The organism is Sinanaerobacter sp. ZZT-01, assembly GCF_035621135.1.
In the GTDB taxonomy this organism is placed as follows: Bacteria; Bacillota; Clostridia; order Peptostreptococcales; family Anaerovoracaceae; genus IOR16.
The window spans coordinates 1,822,035-1,839,664 of sequence record NZ_CP141728.1; the positions used below are offsets into that span (position 1 = coordinate 1,822,035).

17 protein-coding genes are annotated in these 17,630 nt (G+C 35.3%); 13 read left to right on the forward strand and 4 right to left on the reverse strand.

The window, feature by feature from the left end; translation table 11 throughout:
- The first annotated feature begins 59 nt into the window (after window positions 1-59).
- The 12 genes from U5921_RS08745 to U5921_RS08800 all read left to right on the forward strand — a co-directional run bounded on the left by U5921_RS08745 (window position 60) and on the right by U5921_RS08800 (window position 13,270).
- A complete protein-coding gene (locus U5921_RS08745; RefSeq protein WP_324822438.1) occupies window positions 60-1,700 on the forward strand; it encodes a M20/M25/M40 family metallo-hydrolase in 1,641 nt (546 codons plus the stop codon).
- A gap of 329 nt (window positions 1,701-2,029) precedes the next feature.
- A complete protein-coding gene (locus U5921_RS08750) occupies window positions 2,030-2,563 on the forward strand; it encodes an RNA polymerase sigma factor (protein ID WP_324822441.1) in 534 nt (177 codons plus the stop codon).
- A complete protein-coding gene (locus U5921_RS08755; RefSeq protein ID WP_324822444.1) occupies window positions 2,553-3,683 on the forward strand; it encodes a hypothetical protein in 1,131 nt (376 codons plus the stop codon). Before U5921_RS08750 ends, U5921_RS08755 begins: the two co-directional genes overlap by 11 nt.
- Window positions 3,684-4,040: 357 nt before the next feature.
- Window positions 4,041-5,204: a site-specific integrase gene (locus U5921_RS08760; protein WP_324822447.1), complete on the forward strand. Its 1,164-nt coding sequence runs from the start codon at window positions 4,041-4,043 to the stop codon at window positions 5,202-5,204.
- 301 nt (window positions 5,205-5,505) lie between these two features.
- Complete coding sequence (locus U5921_RS08765) at window positions 5,506-7,278, forward strand: methyl-accepting chemotaxis protein (protein WP_324822449.1); 1,773 nt, start codon at window positions 5,506-5,508, stop codon at window positions 7,276-7,278.
- Window positions 7,279-7,443: 165 nt separating this feature from the next.
- On the forward strand, window positions 7,444-8,097 hold the full coding sequence (locus tag U5921_RS08770) for a DUF1847 domain-containing protein (RefSeq protein WP_324822452.1): 654 nt from the start codon (window positions 7,444-7,446) through the stop codon (window positions 8,095-8,097).
- A gap of 315 nt (window positions 8,098-8,412) precedes the next feature.
- A complete protein-coding gene (locus U5921_RS08775; protein ID WP_324822455.1) occupies window positions 8,413-9,618 on the forward strand; it encodes an EAL and HDOD domain-containing protein in 1,206 nt (401 codons plus the stop codon).
- A gap of 68 nt (window positions 9,619-9,686) precedes the next feature.
- Window positions 9,687-9,845 carry a DUF2321 domain-containing protein gene (locus U5921_RS08780; protein WP_324825973.1) on the forward strand — a complete coding sequence of 53 codons (159 nt, stop codon included), beginning with the start codon at window positions 9,687-9,689 and terminating at the stop codon, window positions 9,843-9,845.
- 17 nt (window positions 9,846-9,862) lie between these two features.
- Complete coding sequence (locus tag U5921_RS08785; protein WP_324822458.1) at window positions 9,863-10,555, forward strand: hypothetical protein; 693 nt, start codon at window positions 9,863-9,865, stop codon at window positions 10,553-10,555.
- Window positions 10,556-10,864: 309 nt separating this feature from the next.
- Window positions 10,865-12,400: a dynamin family protein gene (locus tag U5921_RS08790; RefSeq protein ID WP_324822461.1), complete on the forward strand. Its 1,536-nt coding sequence runs from the start codon at window positions 10,865-10,867 to the stop codon at window positions 12,398-12,400.
- Between the two features lie 82 nt (window positions 12,401-12,482).
- The gene (locus U5921_RS08795) at window positions 12,483-12,656 is read left to right on the forward strand and encodes a hypothetical protein (RefSeq protein ID WP_324822464.1); all 174 of its coding nucleotides are present in this window, start codon (window positions 12,483-12,485) and stop codon (window positions 12,654-12,656) included.
- A gap of 2 nt (window positions 12,657-12,658) precedes the next feature.
- Window positions 12,659-13,270, forward strand: a complete 612-nt coding sequence (locus U5921_RS08800) for a Fic/DOC family protein (protein WP_324822467.1) — start codon at window positions 12,659-12,661, stop codon at window positions 13,268-13,270.
- 27 nt (window positions 13,271-13,297) lie between these two features.
- Here U5921_RS08800 and U5921_RS08805 read toward each other — a convergent pair whose 3' ends face one another.
- Window positions 13,298-13,501, reverse strand: coding sequence for a hypothetical protein (locus U5921_RS08805; RefSeq protein WP_324822471.1), 204 nt, complete (start codon window positions 13,499-13,501; stop codon window positions 13,298-13,300).
- A gap of 117 nt (window positions 13,502-13,618) precedes the next feature.
- On the opposite strand from U5921_RS08805, the gene U5921_RS08810 reads away from it, so the two are divergent.
- Window positions 13,619-15,028: a phospholipase D-like domain-containing protein gene (locus U5921_RS08810; RefSeq protein WP_324822473.1), complete on the forward strand. Its 1,410-nt coding sequence runs from the start codon at window positions 13,619-13,621 to the stop codon at window positions 15,026-15,028.
- Between the two features lie 81 nt (window positions 15,029-15,109).
- Here the strand turns inward: U5921_RS08810 and U5921_RS08815 are convergent, their stop codons facing one another.
- The 3 genes from U5921_RS08815 to trxA all read right to left on the reverse strand — a co-directional run bounded on the left by U5921_RS08815 (window position 15,110) and on the right by trxA (window position 17,421).
- Window positions 15,110-16,213: an HD-GYP domain-containing protein gene (locus tag U5921_RS08815; RefSeq protein WP_324822476.1), complete on the reverse strand. Its 1,104-nt coding sequence runs from the start codon at window positions 16,211-16,213 to the stop codon at window positions 15,110-15,112.
- A gap of 118 nt (window positions 16,214-16,331) precedes the next feature.
- A complete protein-coding gene (locus U5921_RS08820; RefSeq protein WP_324822480.1) occupies window positions 16,332-17,003 on the reverse strand; it encodes a Crp/Fnr family transcriptional regulator in 672 nt (223 codons plus the stop codon).
- A 109-nt stretch (window positions 17,004-17,112) separates the two neighbouring features.
- Window positions 17,113-17,421, reverse strand: a complete 309-nt coding sequence (gene trxA, locus U5921_RS08825; protein ID WP_324822482.1) for a thioredoxin — start codon at window positions 17,419-17,421, stop codon at window positions 17,113-17,115.
- Window positions 17,422-17,630 lie beyond the last annotated feature (209 nt).

The window sequence follows — 17,630 nt, forward strand, 5'->3', positions numbered from 1 at the left end:
TTCTTGATGGAAAAACTGTCATTAAATTCTTACTTATTTACTAAGTTAAGGAGATAGAAATGAAACTTGCGGAGAAAATAGAAAATAATTTAATGACTTATTTAAGTGAGATAACACATACCGGAACTGCGTTGGAAAAAAATAATGAAAACTTTTTTAAAAAGTGGTTTAACTCGCTAAGTTATTTAAAAGAAAATCCGGAGCATTGTGGTTTTTATGATATCAAGAATGATTATTTACAAAGAAGGATACCGTGGGCTTTATTAAAAGGAACAGGAAATCAAACGATCGTCATGTTGCATCATACAGATACGGTTGATGTTGAAGATTATGGGAAATATAAAGAATATGCTTATAACCCATACGAATTAGAAAAATTATTCAAAACCGGAGAAGTTGAATTGAATGAGAGTGCGAAAATAGATTTGGAATCCGGAGAATGGTTGTTTGGAAGAGGTGCATCCGATATGAAAGGGGGCGGTTGCATTCACCTGTCGCTCTTTGAAGAATACACAAAGAAGAAAGATTTCAAAGGCAATATCCTTTTGATCGGCGTACCGGATGAGGAAAATTTATCTGCTGGTATGAGATCTGCGGTCTATTTATTAAAAGATATGAGGGATCAGTATCAGTTGGAATACAAACTACTTTTAAATGTGGAGCCTCATGATCGAATTGATGAAAACAATATGACGCTATACGATGGTTCAGTAGGCAAGATTATGCCGATTTTCCTAGCTAGAGGTAAGCTTGCACATGTTGGACAAATTTATCAGGGACTAAATCCAGTCAACTTGTTGTCGGCAATTGTAAGAAAGACAGAATTAAATCCGATTTTTATTGAGAAAGCAGGCAATACGGTTACAACACCTCCGGCATGGCTTTACTTTAAAGATAGAAAAAACACATATGATGTTTCTTTACCACTTACGGCAGGCGGATATATGTCGATTCTATCACTTACGAAATCTCCAAAAGAAATTTTAGATCAGCTGAAGTCAATAAGTCAGGAAGCGTTTGAAGAATTGGTATCTGATATGGAATACAGCTATGAAAAATATAAAAGCATAGCTGGAATTGAAGGAGTGGAGCATCATTGGGAGCCAAAAGTAAAATATTATGGTGAAATTTATAATGAAATAGTAGAAGAAAAAGGGGAAGCATTTAAGGTTGAAATCGCAAAATACCAAAAACAACTAGAAAATAAAATAATCAATGGTGAAATATCAAGAGTAGAAGGCACTTATAAGTTAATGGAAAAGACATTAGAATATTATAGTGATTTGTCTCCAATTGTAGTAATTGCAATGGCAGCACCATATTATCCCAGCACGAATAATTCTATGTTAGAGAGTGCCTCAGAGGTGAATGAACTGGTAGGTAAGCTAGATCAATATGCGAAAAAAGAGTTTGGAAATGGTATTTATGTTCAAAACTATTTTACAGGTATATCCGATTTAAGTTACGCAATGTTTACAGTAGATAAAGAAAATATAGAATATGTCCAAAATAATATGCTCTTTTGGGGAGGGATGTATTACATTCCATTGGAAATCATAAAAGAGCAATCAATGCCAGTATTAAATGTAGGCCCTTGGGGTAAAGATTTGCATAAATATACGGAACGAGTATTTAAGAAAGATCTTTTTGAAAATATTCCTAAATTGACAGACTATATAATAAATAGTTTATTAGGGTAATACTTATAAGATGGTTCAAGATAATTTTTTAATTAAATCATGTGAAAACAGTACTTCATTAAAAGATAAAAATAAGATGATCAAGCAAAGATACCATATAATAAATTAAATATAGAGATGAAAAATATCTTTACTGTGCAAGGGTTAAGAAATAAGCTATAGGGATAAAATCTTATAGCTTATTTTTATGCGTTCAAACATGTTATTTGATTCGACGGTTTGAGAAGGAAGACGCTTAATGCTCAAATAAAAATAAATCTTTGTGAACCGTTCGTATACTTATTACAATATATAGGTGAAGGGCAAAACCACATGTGGAGGAATGAAAGTTGAAACTTACAGACATTGATGAGATGGTTTATATTGAAGGCAAAGCTTTGTACAATTTTTGCAGACATTTAACCCAAGATAAAGAAGAAGCAGAGGAACTCTATCAGGAAACTTTCTTAAAGGCAGTAGAACTGTGCAGTAAAATTGATGTAGAGAAAAATCCAAAAAGTTACTTAATGTCCATTGCAGTTAAACTATGGAAAAACCGCAAAAGAAAATTTGCTTGGCGTTCTAGGATTGCGTTCATACAAAGCAGCAAGGATGAAAGTGCTCGAGAAGAAAATCTGTTTGGAGAAGTACATAGTCCAGAAGATGAATTATTGAAAAAAGAGAAGCAACGCATCGTATCTGACGCAGTAAAAGAATTAAAAGAAGCGTATCGAACACCAATGTATTTGTACTATGCAGAGGAAATGCCATTAAGAGAGATCAGTCTGATTTTGCACTTGCCTGAAGGTACCGTAAAAAGTCGGCTTTATAAAGCAAGAAAAGAGATAAAAAAATATCTGGAGGTTAATGGATATGGAAGATAAAGAATTGAATCAACTATTAAAAAATGCTCTTTTGACAGACTATGAGCCGGATCATAATCTGAATACAAAAATTTTACAAAAAATAAGGGAGAACCAGAATATGAATGGAAAAAAAATGAGAAGATTATCCGTTGCTGCCGTAGTATGCTGTGCAGTTTTATGTGGCTCCGTAACAGCATTTGCTGCTTGGACACTGCTGACACCAAAGGAGATTGCAACAGAGTATGGGGATAAACAGCTTGCCACAGCATTTGAGAGCAAGGATGCTGTTTCAATGCAAGAATCAAAAACTTATGGAAAGTATACGGTCACATTACTAGGCGCCGTTTCAGGTAAAAATTTAAGTGATGTTTGCTCGGAAGAGGAGCAATTGAGTCCGGAAAAAACATATGCAGTTGTCGCGATTGCTAATAAGGATGGGAGCCCTATGCCAAAGACTTCTGATGAGACATATGGAGAGGAAGCGTTCTTTGTTTCGCCGTTGATTCAAGGTCTAAATCCCGCAGAATATAATATTATAACAATGCATGGGGGCTATTCTGAAATAGTAAGAGATGGGATTAAGTATCGAATCATTGAATGCGATAACGTAGAGCTTTTTGCAGATAAAGCCCTTTATATGTGTGTTAGTAATACAACATTTTTGGATAGAGATGCTTATACCTTTGATGAGAAAACAGGTACGATCTCTGCGAATAAGGATTATGAGGGTATGAATCTGCTGTTTGATTTGCCGTTAAAAAAAGAGAAAGCAAATAAAGATGCAGCAAAACAATATTTAAAAAAATTAACGCTGGAAGAAGAAAATGAAAAAAACAGTAAAGAGGAAGAAGATAAAGAATTTACAAAGCCGGATATCAATGAGGTTCAGAAAAACTGGACGTTGGTTTCAGAGGAAAAAGTTACTCCGGACAAAGACGGAAGAGTTTATTATTCCCATAAAGGAAAATCCGGATCAGGAGAAGGCTTTATTACAGAGGATGCTTTGTTTGATGAAGGAGAGACAGGATATTCCGAGACTATGTCAGGAACGCAATCGAATGATTGGAAAACAGCAGTTCTTTTTTATAAAGATAAAGCTGGTGATATTCTAGTATCCGTATATGAGACGCATATATAATAGGAATAGGAGAATTTCAAGAGGGGTAAGGCTCAGATAAATTTAGATAAAGAGGTGTTGAACTTGAACACCTCTTTTTTACGTTTTTTGTAGAAAATATTAAAGAATTTTATCACATAAAAACGACGCAGTATACCTCATACTGCGTCGACATATTTTTATTTATTTAGACAATATAATTATACATTAAATGCTTGCTGTTTGTCAAATTGCCCCTTAAATTATTATTTAGGGTAAAAAAAGGAAATGTCGACATCATTTTAATCATAACTATAAGGCTCTTTCCGATAACCCGTCTATAATTCGCCGTCAACATCAGAGTCAAAATAGTAATGGTAGCCAGTAAAGGAGTTTACAATGTCACGCAGAGGAGAAAATATCTATAAACGAAAAGATGGACGCTGGGAAGGAAGGATTTTACGCCAGAATGGCAAATATCAATATCTTTATGCAAAATCGTACAGAGAAGTCAAAGAAAAGATGAAGTATTTTCATGAAAATAAAGTTGAGAAAAAACAGTTTAAGAACCTTAGTAAAGCTTCAGAGCTATTTGATTTATGGCTGAAAGGAGATGTTTCACATCAAGTAAAACCGTCCACTTACGAAAGCTATCACAGTTGTATGCATAAATACGTAATTCCGTTTTTTCAGAAGAATGAAAATGCTCAAATCACAGTCGATTCTGTCAGAGCGTTTGTGCGGCTTATAAGGGAAAATACGTCTATTGGAGAAGCATCCAGAAAAAAGATATTGACCATATTTAAAATAGCATTAAAAGAAATACTAAAAGATTTACCGATGTCTCATAGTATTCTTGAATTGGTTCAGTTCCCTAAAATAGAAGAAAAAGAAGTACAGGTCTTTTCCATGAAGGAACAACGTATGATTGAGCATGCTGCACTGAATCGCGAGGATAAGCGAGCTATCGGAATCGTATTATGCTTTTATACTGGCATACGTCTTGGAGAACTTTGTGCACTAAAATGGAGCGATATTGATACAGAATCTGGGACGATGTCTATCACACGGACCGTGTCTCGGACTAGGAATTTTGAAGATGGAAAGAATAAAACGGTTTTGTTTGTTGGCACTCCAAAAAGCAAAAAATCAATGCGGAGAATCCCTCTCCCTACATTTTTGCTAAAAGTAGTAAGGGAAAATAGAATTGGTTATATAAATGAAAATCACTATATATTCTCTGGGAAGAACGTTCCGGTGGACCCTCGCTATTATCAAAAATTATTTAAGAGGATGCTCTTAGAAAGTAAGATACCGGAGCGTAAATTTCATGCAATTCGTCATACCTTTGCGACACGTGCACTGGAACTGGGAGTAGATATTAAAACACTTAGTGAGATATTGGGGCATTCTAATGTTTCCATAACACTTAATGTCTATGCACATTCTCTCATGGAGCATAAAAGAGCAGCAATTGATAAATTCAACACGATTTACCTTATGAACAAAGACAAAGCATCTTTCACCGTCAATTCCACCGTCCAAAAAGTATCAAATATCTGATGTTTTCATTGATTTAAGACAACAAGACGCAGTATGAGGTATACTGCGTCTTTAAGACAATAAATGAATAAATTTAGTTTAGCCCGAATAGAACAATATATTCATCAAGCAAAGTGATATACTGTTTGTATTTTTTTGACGAGTTTTATTTAAAGTTTGAAATATGCTGCACTAAATTTTAAAAAAAATACTGTCTAAAGATTTATTTAGCAACCACTGAGGTAAGACATAAGGAAGTTTCTGACCAAAGTGTTTTCTATATCCAAAATACAAATTTGCCTGAAAACAGGGAGGAATGATTATGAAAAAATTTAAAGATTTCAGTATTTCGCGTAAGTTATTGACCGGATTTTTGAGCTTAACATTGATTATGCTGATCATTGGTGGTGTGGGTATCTTTGGAATGGTTCGGATTAATCAGATGGACACTTATTTGTATGAATCACAAACAGCTCCGATGAATGATTTAATCAGTGCGATTGAAGATTTATACCAGTTTAGTTCTGATTCGAAGACAGCTGTAATTCAAACCGGTAGCGCGCAAAAGATTGAAGAATTAGAAAAAGAATATCTCAGTACAAAAGAAAGCTTTATAAATCATGTGGAAGCCTATAGGGAAACAATCAATACTGCGGATTCACTTGCTCTAATTGATGAATCTTTGAAATTATATGATGAATCATTTGATCCAGCCATTCAAAAATGCTTTCAGGCAGCAAAGGTCGGAAAGCAAGATGAGGCGATGAATGCACTGGAAAATGAAACGAAAGATATACAAAAAATATATAATAATTTTGACACATTGGTTAATAATCGAATGTATTCTGCACAAAAAACCAGTAAATCAAATGATTCCTCTGCGGTTTTATTAACAATTATTCTAACCATTTTTGTTCTTATTGGAGGAGGTCTTGCAGTATTTCTTGGATTGAGAATATCAAAAATGATCAGTAAACCAATTGAGAGGGTCGTTGATGCAGCAAATAAGATTGCATTGGGACATGTGGATGTTGACTTAGATGATATTACTGCTAAAGATGAAACCGGTCAGCTGGCTGCGGCCTTTACCGGAATGATTGATAGCATTCGCGACCAAGTATTAGCAGCTGAGAGCATCAGTATCGGTGATTTTACGAAAGAAGTGCCTCTACGTTCGGATAAAGATGTTCTCGGATTGGCATTACAAAAAATTAAGACGGATCTTAATCGAACCTTATTAATTATTAACACAACAGCAGATCAAGTCAATATTGGGGCAGAACAGGTATCAAGTGCTTCACAATCGCTTGCATCCGGGGCGGCAGAGCAGGCGGCAACTGTCGAGGAGTTAAATGCGTCTATTACGAATGTTGCACAGCAGGCAGAGCAAAATTCAGTCAATGTACAGAAAGCTTCGGAATATGTAGGACAAACTGGCTTTGGCGTAAATGAAAGCAATGCGCATATGCAAGAGCTTAGCACTGCGATGAAAGAAATTAGCATTGCTTCTGAAAAAATATCTAGCATTACTAAAGTAATTGAGGATATTGCATTTCAAACAAATATTCTTGCCTTAAATGCAGCGATCGAGGCGGCTCGGGCAGGGAATGCAGGAAAAGGGTTTGCAGTGGTTGCAGATGAAGTGCGTAATCTTGCTGCGAAATCCGCAGAGGCGGCAAAGCAGACGGCAGGCTTAATTGAGCAATCTTCAAATACAGTTTTAGCAGGTGAAAAACAAGCATTGGAAACTGCGCAAATTCTTCAAGAAGTTGCTGAAAAATCAAGACTTGTTGAACAGGCAATACAAGAAATTGAATCGGCATCGGCTACGCAAGCACAAGCGATTGAACAGATTAACCAAGGTCTTTCACAGGTATCTTCCGTCGTACAGACAAATGCAGCGACAGCGGAAGAAAGCTCTGCATCTAGTGAAGAATTGGCTGCACAGGCACATACTTTGCAGGAAGAGGTTGGAAAATTTCATCTGTTGAAGGAGCAGTCTAACGACACTTCAACGCCTTTGAATGTTCGGACTGTTGCAAGAAACAAACCTCAAAATCAATCTTCTTTGGAGAAAGATACCATCAAGTATTAGGCCTGTTTAATACTGAGTGAAAAAATATTTTAAATAAAAAAATTTTAAGGAAAAAATTGCAGTTATAGCGCAGTCGATGGCTTTTGTTGTATAATGAGTGTAATCTAAGCCAAAAGGGGTATGAAATAAAAAATAAGCTGACTGGCTGAATTGGGGGTAGAAAAAATGGATAGAAATGAGAGCGACAGAAGCTGCATCGACTGCGGAACGGCAAAGTGTGGTAAATCCGATAAAAAGTATCCGACATTTTGTTTGACAGAACAAATGGATGAACAAATTTTGAAGGAAGCAATGGCTCTTTATCTTGAAAAGGAAGAGAATCAGAAAATAGCAATTGCATCAGCGGAGGTAGAAGCAGAGAACTATTGTAAAATGACTAGAATTGAAGAAATAATAGAATTTGCAAAAAAAATCGGGGCTGCGAAAATTGGAATTGCAACCTGCGTTGGACTGCTTTCAGAAGCGAGAACAGCTGCAAAGATTTTTAAAAAACATGGTCTTCAAGTATACGGAGCTGCCTGTAAAGTAGGAGCGCAGCCGAAGGTAACGATTGGAATTCCTAAAACCTGCGAAGTAGTTGGAGCAAATATGTGTAATCCAATTTTACAGGCTAAGATACTAAATGAAAACGATACTGATTTAAACGTTGTGATTGGTTTATGTGTAGGGCATGACAGCTTGTTCTATAAATATTCTGATGCATGGGTTACCACTTTAATTACAAAAGACAGAGTTCTCGGACATAATCCTGTTGCTGCACTATACCAAGCAAATGCGTACTATTCGAGATTGATGGAAGAGGGCAAGAAAGAAGAATGACCTTTGGTTTAAATGAAACAATAGTAAATTTCAAGTAGGGGGCTGAATGAGCAAAAATATGGAATACTGCATTTCAATGTTTCCCGAATTTATGTTATAATTAAAAAAATATTATAGAGATGTCATAGATCAGATTTAATTTTAAATTATATATATCATATGCTTATTTTTATTGCGAACACAATGAAGAGGCAATATGATTTATGGTATTAAGAGCTGTCTTTTTATCATGATGAAATGCTGAGGTAAACAGCATTGGAATCGTTTTTTTTATTCGTTTTTACTCTTTTCTTGTGCATATGAGGATGTGGGAATATGGAGCGATATATAGCAAGGCAGCCGATATTTGACAGGGACATGAATTTATATGGATATGAATTACTTTATCGTGAAAGCAATGTAAACCTATATACGGGTGTGGATGACAATCAAGCGACTGCTGAATTGATATGTAATTCTTTTCTTGTTTTTGATATCAATGATTTGACGGATGGTAAAAAAGCATTTATAAATTTTTCAAAAGGTCTTATAAAAAATAATGTTCCGCTCTTGCTACCAAAACAAAATATAGTTATTGAAATTTTGGAGCGCGAAGATACTACGCAAGAGATCATAGATGCTTGCAAAAAAATGCGTGATATGGGATATATGTTAGCACTGGATGATTTTGTTTTTGAAGAAAAATTTTTATCGTTGATGGACACAATTGATATCGTTAAGATTGAATTCCCGCTTATTGATTGTAAGATACAACGTGATTTAATTCAAAAATATAAATCTAAAATAAAATTTTTGGCAGAGAAAATTGAAACGAGAGAAGAATATCAAATTGCATTTGAAATGGGGTATGATTATTTTCAAGGTTTTTTCTTCAGCAAACCTTTTGTGATGAAAACAAAAGAAATAGAGAGCCTAAATTCAAATCTGCTTCTTATTATGGAGGACCTGAAAAAAGAGGAACCGAGTTATGAAAAAATTGCCAGCATTATTCAAAGTGATCTTGGTCTTACCTATAAGCTTTTAAAGCTCGCTAATTCAGCATACTATGGAGCAAAAAATAAAATAACTTCTATACGGCAAGCGTTGTCTTACTTGGGAATGAATAAGATTTATCAATGGATTTCGCTGATGCTGCTGAAGGATTTTCAAAGTGTTGAAAATGCAGAATTGATTAAATTGTCTCTAATACGAGGGCGGCTTATGGATTCTTTGGCAGTTGAACTGGGATTGAGCGGTGCAAATGCAGACTGCTTTTTTACCGGAATGTTTTCCTTTATTGACATTCTATTAAATAAGGATATGGATGAGGTGCTGAAATATATGCCATTCACAGATAATGTCAAAATGGCTTTGTTGGGCATGGAAAATGAGCAGAGAGAATTGTTGAATTGCATCATTGATTATGAAAAAACTGGATTAAATATGGGAAAGGCATCTTTTATGAATAAGATAAGTGCAGAGCGGTATATGGAATTGTATGTAGATGCACTGAAATGGGCCAGTGGTTTGAACTATGTCTGATTTCATGCGAAAGGATCAACGATAAGAAAAAACAAAATAAAAAGTAAATCTGATTGTATTTGAGCAAGATGCTTACAAAATCTTGTCTAAGATGTAATTCAGTAATTGCAGATGAAAATGCAAAATTTTGTCCAGAATGTGGAGAATCACTTATAAAGAGATGCGGAAATTGTGGGGCAAAAATTGATGGCTCTCCTAAGTTTTATCCAGAGTGCGAAAATAAATGATAAGGGGAGTGATAAAAATGAAAAAAAATCAAGCATTGTTTTTAAATGTTGGAATTGGATTTGTAATTTTTATTGCAACAATATCAGCATATTTTTTAATGCCAGAACGGACCGCCGTAGATGACTGGGGACTGGGGTTTACACTTTTAGCTGAATTTATGATTATAAACGGCTTCTTTTGGTTAGAAAGCTATCAGCCTAAAACAAATAAAGTTTTTATGCGATCAGGATTGAGCGGAATTTTGATTCTTTATTTCCTATTTACTGCGACTTTTTCCTTATTTGCTAGACAATTTAATAATAGTATAAAGACTTTTGTTTTTATACAAATCTTAATTATTGCAGCAACTATTATTCTGATTATACTGTTCATCACATCTTCGAGGAGAGTCAATTCGGTAGAGCGTTCAACACTTCAAGAAATGGCGAACTTAAAGAAATGTGAAGAGAGAGCCCTCGCCTTGCTGTATAATTCAAATGCGAGGCTTTATGAAAAACAGATCAACAAGCTATACGAAAGTATGCGTTACAGGGATAAAACATTCTCTACTTCTCTAGATGATCAAATTTCTGAGAAGTTGGCAAACCTTGAAGATGCGCTCAAATCTTCAGAAAAAGAGGAGATACTTAATACGATATTTAATGAGATTGACAGTTTAATGATGCAAAGGAAACATGAGATTTCCAACTTAGAGAGAGGAGGCTTTTAAATATGAAAGTCTAAAGTGCTTGTTACGTTCAATGTGCTTATTGGAAAATAAAGTGATACATATTGCTCAAGAAGGTGAGTGCGAGTGTTGAGGTACTCCAATTGCATTTTAAAAATAGAAAGAACGCTTTGCTGTAAACTAAACGGTAGGGTGTTTTTTATTTAATATTTCACATAAATTAGGATCGCAGATAAAAGAATAGATAGAGTACCAATTTTAGTAGGATGAGTCAATGAGCATTTTATGGTATGATAAATTGTAACTTTTTTAATGATTTCATATAACAGAAAAAGATGTAGGAGAAGAGAAATGAATACCTCTATGATCGATATAGTAAAATATACAGGAGAACTGCTGGAAAACTCTGAGATATGCGCAAAAGAAGCCTTCAGAGTTCGTGAATTGAGTGATAAGCTTGCCAATCAGCAAATTACCATTTCGGTGATTGGGCAGTTTAAACGAGGCAAGAGTACGCTGCTGAATAAAATGCTTGGAGAAAAGCTGTTGCCTGTAGGTATCGTTCCTGTAACCTCTGCGGTTACGAGAATACAGTATGGGGAGAAAGCAGCGGCTGTACATTTTGGGAACGGTATTGTTCGACCCGTTGCTTTTGAAGCATTATCGGAATATATCAGTGAGCAAAAAAATCCGGATAATGAGAGAGGTGTTGCTTCTGTTACCTTAAAGGTACCTGCTGCGTTTTTAATGAGTGGAATAACACTTGTAGATACTCCGGGAGTGGGTTCTTTTCATAAGCACAATTCAGATGCGGCATATGCTTTTATAAAAGAAAGTGATGCTGTAATTTTTACACTATCTGTAGACAGCCCAATTAACGAAATTGAGATTAATTTTTTGAAAAGTGCAAAAGAATATGCAGCCAAATTCTATTTTGCAGTTAATAAAATTGATGTAGTCTCAGAGGAAGAATTAAGTGCTTATTTGGATTATTGCCGTAGATTGCTTTGCCAAATTATGGAAGTGGAGAGCGTCAATATGTATGCAGTAAGCGCAAAGAATGGTGAAGGAGTATCTACATTAAAGGAAAGCATTCAGAATGATTGTGAAGAAGCAGCCAGAAAAATTATAGAAGATTCAGTTGGAATGAAATTAAAGGACATTATTGGAAGTACCTTAGCACAGCTGGGACTATATTGGAATGCATTAAAAATGCCTATTGGCAAATTTGACAACCGGTTTAAAAGTATGGAAAAATATTTGGAAGATTTACAAAAAAATAAAAAACAGGTACGCGTTCAACTCGAAAGAGAAGCGGATCGGATGATTGAAGCATTCAAGCAAACGATTACTTCTCATAAAGGTGAAATACTGTGCATGGAAGATTCACTTTGCAAGGAAGCGCAGGCTTCTCTGAATCAAGAGATGATCACAAAGCTTCAAGATGCATGTTGGGAGATGTCAAATGAGATGGAAGCACGGCTGAATGAGATGAAGACATCGTTAGCGGATACGGTTTCAGAGCTTTTTGGGATGGAATATCATTATGAAATGAAGACCTTAAATCTTGGAAGAGAAGAAAAAGAAGGACAAGGTACAAAATTCAAAGAAAACGAGCTGCTGAAAAAGGATTGGGAAGAAGCTGATGATAACTGCGACCGACTCTTTGAAAAGATGTTTTTGAATTATACATTCCAAATCAGAAGTTGTGCAACTAATCTTGCAGAACGATTTGAAAGTGAACAAGAGAAGATTTGCAATGAATTGCAAGCTTCATTGAATCATATTTTAATGTATCGTGAGACAAGCACTTATATCGTTGCAAGAAGAATTGAAGATTTAAATATATTAACGAGAAACCTGAAAAAAATAAGAAATCAATTATAATAAAAATGTATTTAAAAAGCTTTATAAAAAAGCAAAAAAATGTTATAATATAAGAAAGTAGAAGAAAGGAAAAAGACAATCTATGAGTGATTTTGAGCGTATAATTGAAAATGTGAATGCGACGATGAGCATGGAAGACATGCCTCTTAAGCCAATTGACAAAGAACGCATTCGAGATTGTCTCGATGGTTCGATTTCGTTTCATGATGCAATTGAAATTTTAGTCGCAAAATATTTTCGCAAGCAGGCGGTATAGCGATGGAAGAAGAACTGTATTTTTATGAGTACGATCAGGATGGCTATTATTGTTACCCGGATTCCAATACTTTAAAAAATAAATTAAATATCTTGGATGCAGAGGAATTGAAACAGGTTGAACGTGAAATTACCGCACTTCGTACTGCGCAAATTATGGTGGAAGGCATAGATGGCAAATTTGATTTTGATCATTTAAAAGCGATCCACCGTTTTCTTTTTCAGGACATTTATAAATGGGCAGGGGAGATCAGGAATGTAAACATTTCAAAAGGAAATCAATTCTGCCTGTTCCAATATATTGAAGAGCAGATGAATCAGATTTTTATGCAACTAAAGCAGGAAAACTATCTAAGAAACTGCCATGACTTAGAAGAATTCGGAAAGCGTCTTGCTTATTACTTAAGTGAAATGAATGCAATTCATCCGTTCCGGGAAGGAAATGGACGTGTGCAGCGACTCTTCTTGGAGGAACTTGCTGCATTTAATGGATATCGACTGGATTTTCTGAAGATAAGCAGTGAAGAAATGCTTGATGCAAGCCAGAAAGGTTTCTATTTAGATTATTCCTTAATGGAAGACTTAATCATAAGAGCCTTGTCACGTAAAGAATGAGGCTTGTTTTTCTTTTAAAATAAAGAATTATATATTTAAGTTATCTAAAGGATTTAAAGTATCTAGACCATCTGTATTCTCTTGCTTTGCAACTAAATCAGATAACAAATACAGGGTAGTGGCAAAATATGAAAAGCAATCTGCTAAACGATCTAACTCTTCCGCAGACATGTCTTTCGATATGATATTTGCTGTAAATGTAATAAATGTAGTAACTTCCTGCGGAGTCATGACAATCACCTCATAATAACGTATGCATTTGAAGGAAATACAATGTAAACGAAAATTGAATGAACTGAAAAAAACCAGAAAGCTTAGTACTTGCGGAAAAATAGATCAGAGGAATTTATGAAGAAGATAATAATCAGTATACTTTTATTTCTAGTTTTAATTGTTCCCATTTGCTGGAGCCTATTTCAAAAAGGGCCCGACGGGACTTCCTTTGAAGGCGATTATCATGAAGCAGAGGCAATTGATTTTCTTGTGGATTTCACTTTTCTGCGGGAAGGTAAGGTGATCCACGAATTAAATATCTTAAAGCGTGAAATTAGTATGATTGAAGCCGCACAGGAATTCATTCTTATGGATATGTTTTTATTTAACGATGCCTATGACCGAAATTCTGAAAAATATCCGAATGCGGTTGCTAGCATCACAAATGCATTGATTGAAAAGAGAAAGTTAAATCCAGATATGCCGATTGTCTTTATTACGGACCCAATCAATGGATTTTACGGAGCTTATGAAGAAGAGGCTATCCAGAGCATGAGGGATAGTGACATCCAGGTTATTTTGACGGATTTAACGCAAATGAAGGATTCAAATCCGTTGTTTTCTGGTTATTATAGAGCTTACATAAAATGGTTTGGAACGAAAGGAAAAGGATGGATTGAAAACCCTACCGATACAAAAAAGCCAAAAGTGAATATTCGAAATTTTTTAGGCTTGCTAAATTTGAAGGCAAACCATCGAAAGCTTCTTATCACAGACCAAGAAGGAATGATTACATCAGCGAACCCACACGATGCAAGTAGCTATCATTCAAATGTTGCAGTAGTAGTGAAAAGTCCCGTTCTCAATGATATGATTGAAGCGGAGAGGCGTGTCGCAATCTTTTCCGGAGAGGAATTACCTTATTTTGAATACTATCAAGGAGAGCAATCGTATCTGTCAAATACGAAAGTAAAATATTTGACGGAGAAAGCGATTTATAATCGTTTGCTTGAATGCATTCGTGCGGCAAAAAAAGGTGATAAGATTCAAATAGGCATGTTTTATCTGAGTGAGTTTTCTGTGATTGATGAATTGGAAAAAGCTGCGAAACGTGGGGTTCTTATTGAATTAATCGCCGATCCAAACAAAAATGCTTTTGGCGTAAAAATGAATGGATCGCCTAATTGTCAGTCTTTATCGAAGCTGGGTGAAGAAGAAAACTTTACTATAAAATGGTACAATATTGGAGAGGAACAGTACCACGTAAAACTGGCATCGTTTACTTATCCGGTACATAATATCATCTTGATGGGGTCCGCGAATTATACGAGAAGAAATCTAAAGGGTTATAATTTAGAAAGTGATTTGGAAATTGTTACTGTGAGAGATACGGATATTTCAAAAACCATTCAGTCCTATTTTAAACGGTTATGGAATAACGAGGACGGCGATTATACGGTGGAATTTAAGACATATGCGAATGATGATTTCTTAAAGTATAAGTTATATCAAATACAAGAAGCAACGGGGATATCTTCCTATTAGAAAATAGAAAAACTGATAGATAACGAAATAAAAATACGCCTTGGAAGGTTTACACAACTAAGCAAGACGTATTTTATATTTTTACTCAAAGATTGTATTTGGAAGCTTATCTACGTCAGTGATTGTGCCGGTAACGGTGACGTTAAAGAAACTACGGTCTGTAGCGAGATCCACATCCGTGTTTGCTAGATTTTCTGGTGTCAGTAGACGAATTTTGGGACGAAGGATATGTTCCTTTGAGTTTTGCAGAACGATTGCCAAAGAGCCATTGCTGAGTTGGACAACGGTTCCAACCGGATAAGCTGCAATGATCCTAAGAAATGCTTTTAAGAGATCATGGTCAAAATGGGTGCCTCCGCAACCCATCATATATTCTACTGCTTCATTCGGAAGCCATGCACGTCGATAAGAACGAGATGAAGTTAATGCATCATAAACATCTGCTAAGGCTAAAATACGCCCGTAAATTGGGATGTCATCTCCCTTCAAGCCATAGGGATATCCGGTTCCATTGTATTTTTCATGGTGGCTTTCTATCGCCGACAAAACAATATTCGGAATTTTTTGGCTAAACTCCAGTCGGCTAATTGCTTTTTTGGGATGTGTTTTAATCTCATCAAATTCTTCAGGTGTGAGAGGACCTTTTTTATTGATAATATCTAATGAAATATCCAGTTTTCCAATATCATGAAAAAGTCCAGCCATAGCAAGATGAAGGAGAAGATTTTCCGAATAATTAAGCTGCATGCCTATTAGGACGCTTAGAGTTCCCACATAAATACTATGGGAATAGGTATAAGTATCATAGTCTTTGATATCTATTATGTTCAGTAAAAATTCTTCTTTCGAAGTTATATAATTTAAAAGCTTCTCTGCAATGTTGCGCATGGAATCAATTGTAGAAGTAGAAAGAGGCATATTATGTAAGTAGCCGCCGTAAAGCGATTTTAGTTCATTGGTAACTTGTTGTTTTATCTTTGGTTCAATAAATTCTTTTACTTCAATATCACTTGCAAATTTACTTTCAATATACACGCCGGAAATATTTAATTCAGTAAGCTTTCTGATCATTGGTGAACCTAGCTGCTGTCCTGCAACGATAAGGGGAAGAGAAGTTGGATGGTAATATACCGATCGTGCAAGTACCATACCCGGCTGCAAATGCTGCAATGGAAGATATATCATTGAAACTCCTTAATCCTTAAATAAATTTCCCGTAACTGTGGGAGATACTGTTATAAGTCAATTAATAATATAGCACAAAATAATATTTTTTTCCACCGTTTCATAGCGCATTGTTAGATTATTCCTGCAATTTTTCCTTATCTAAAATTTCAATTCCACCACGGAATAAACGCACAATTCCTTCACTTTGAAAATATTTTAACATTCGGGTGACTACTTCCCTCGCAGATCCAATATTGTTTGCAATTTTTTCCTGTGTAATGATTAATGTATTACTTTGCTCGATATTAGATTGCTCTAACAGAAAATTAGAAAGACGACGGTCAAAGCTGGCAAACAGAACTTGATCGATGACCCACATTACATCTGAAAAGCGAGATTCCATTAAATCATTCATAAAAGACTGCACAGAAATGGATTCATTTGCAAGCTGGCGGTAAGATGCGGTTGGAAGAAGAAAGGAATCCGTATCCTTCTCAACTTCAATATGGACATCAAAAGTGATGTTAGGCATAATGCAGGAAGCGGAGAAAATGCATACGTCTCGGTCAAAAAGCCGATAGAGTGTTACTTCTCTGCCACTTTCAGATATCATGTATATGCGAAGTTGACCTGATTGAATCAAAAATAGACCGGAACAGTCATCTGAGCCAGTGTGCAGGGATTCTCCCGATGAAAAGTGCTGCTTTATCATATCTTTTTTTAGAGAATCCTGCTGGACTGGCGTCAAATGGTTCCAAAAAGACAAGGCGTTTTGAATAAATTCAATTTCTTTGCTTGTAAAAGGCATATGACGAACCTCCTTTATAGGATTAATTATACCTTATCAAAGCTCTAGTTACAAGCAAAGCAAACATTGAAAGTAAAGTAGAAAGAAAATTTAAAAGGGGTTCATTGGTTTATCGAACCATCTGTATGAATTCTTGTTTCGATTTTACGCCTACAGATGTATGGGTGCATACACCATCCTTAAAAATCATAACGGTGGGGATAGACATAACACGATATTTTCTTGCAAGTTCAGGCTGTTCATCTACATTAATTTTTGCTACAGTAGCCTCATCTTTAATCTCTTGTGCAAGTTCCTCTATAATAGGGCCAAGCTTTTGGCAAGGACCGCACCATGGTGCCCAAAAATCCAAAATAACGGGTTTCTTACTATTCAATACCTCTTGTTCGAAATTATTTTTTGTTATTTGCATTGTCATTTTATTTCTCTCCTTTTCATTTTAAAATTTTAGAGTAAATGGTTAATTTTTTTAAGGCGTTTTCTGAAACGCTTTTGTTAAAATTAAGTATAAAGAGAAAACGCATATATTTCTGTAACTTAATCACAATAAAATCGAGAAATAAGGTGACTTTGTCACATACAATTTCATACAAATTGTCTATGCTGAGAATAAACAGAAAAAATTTT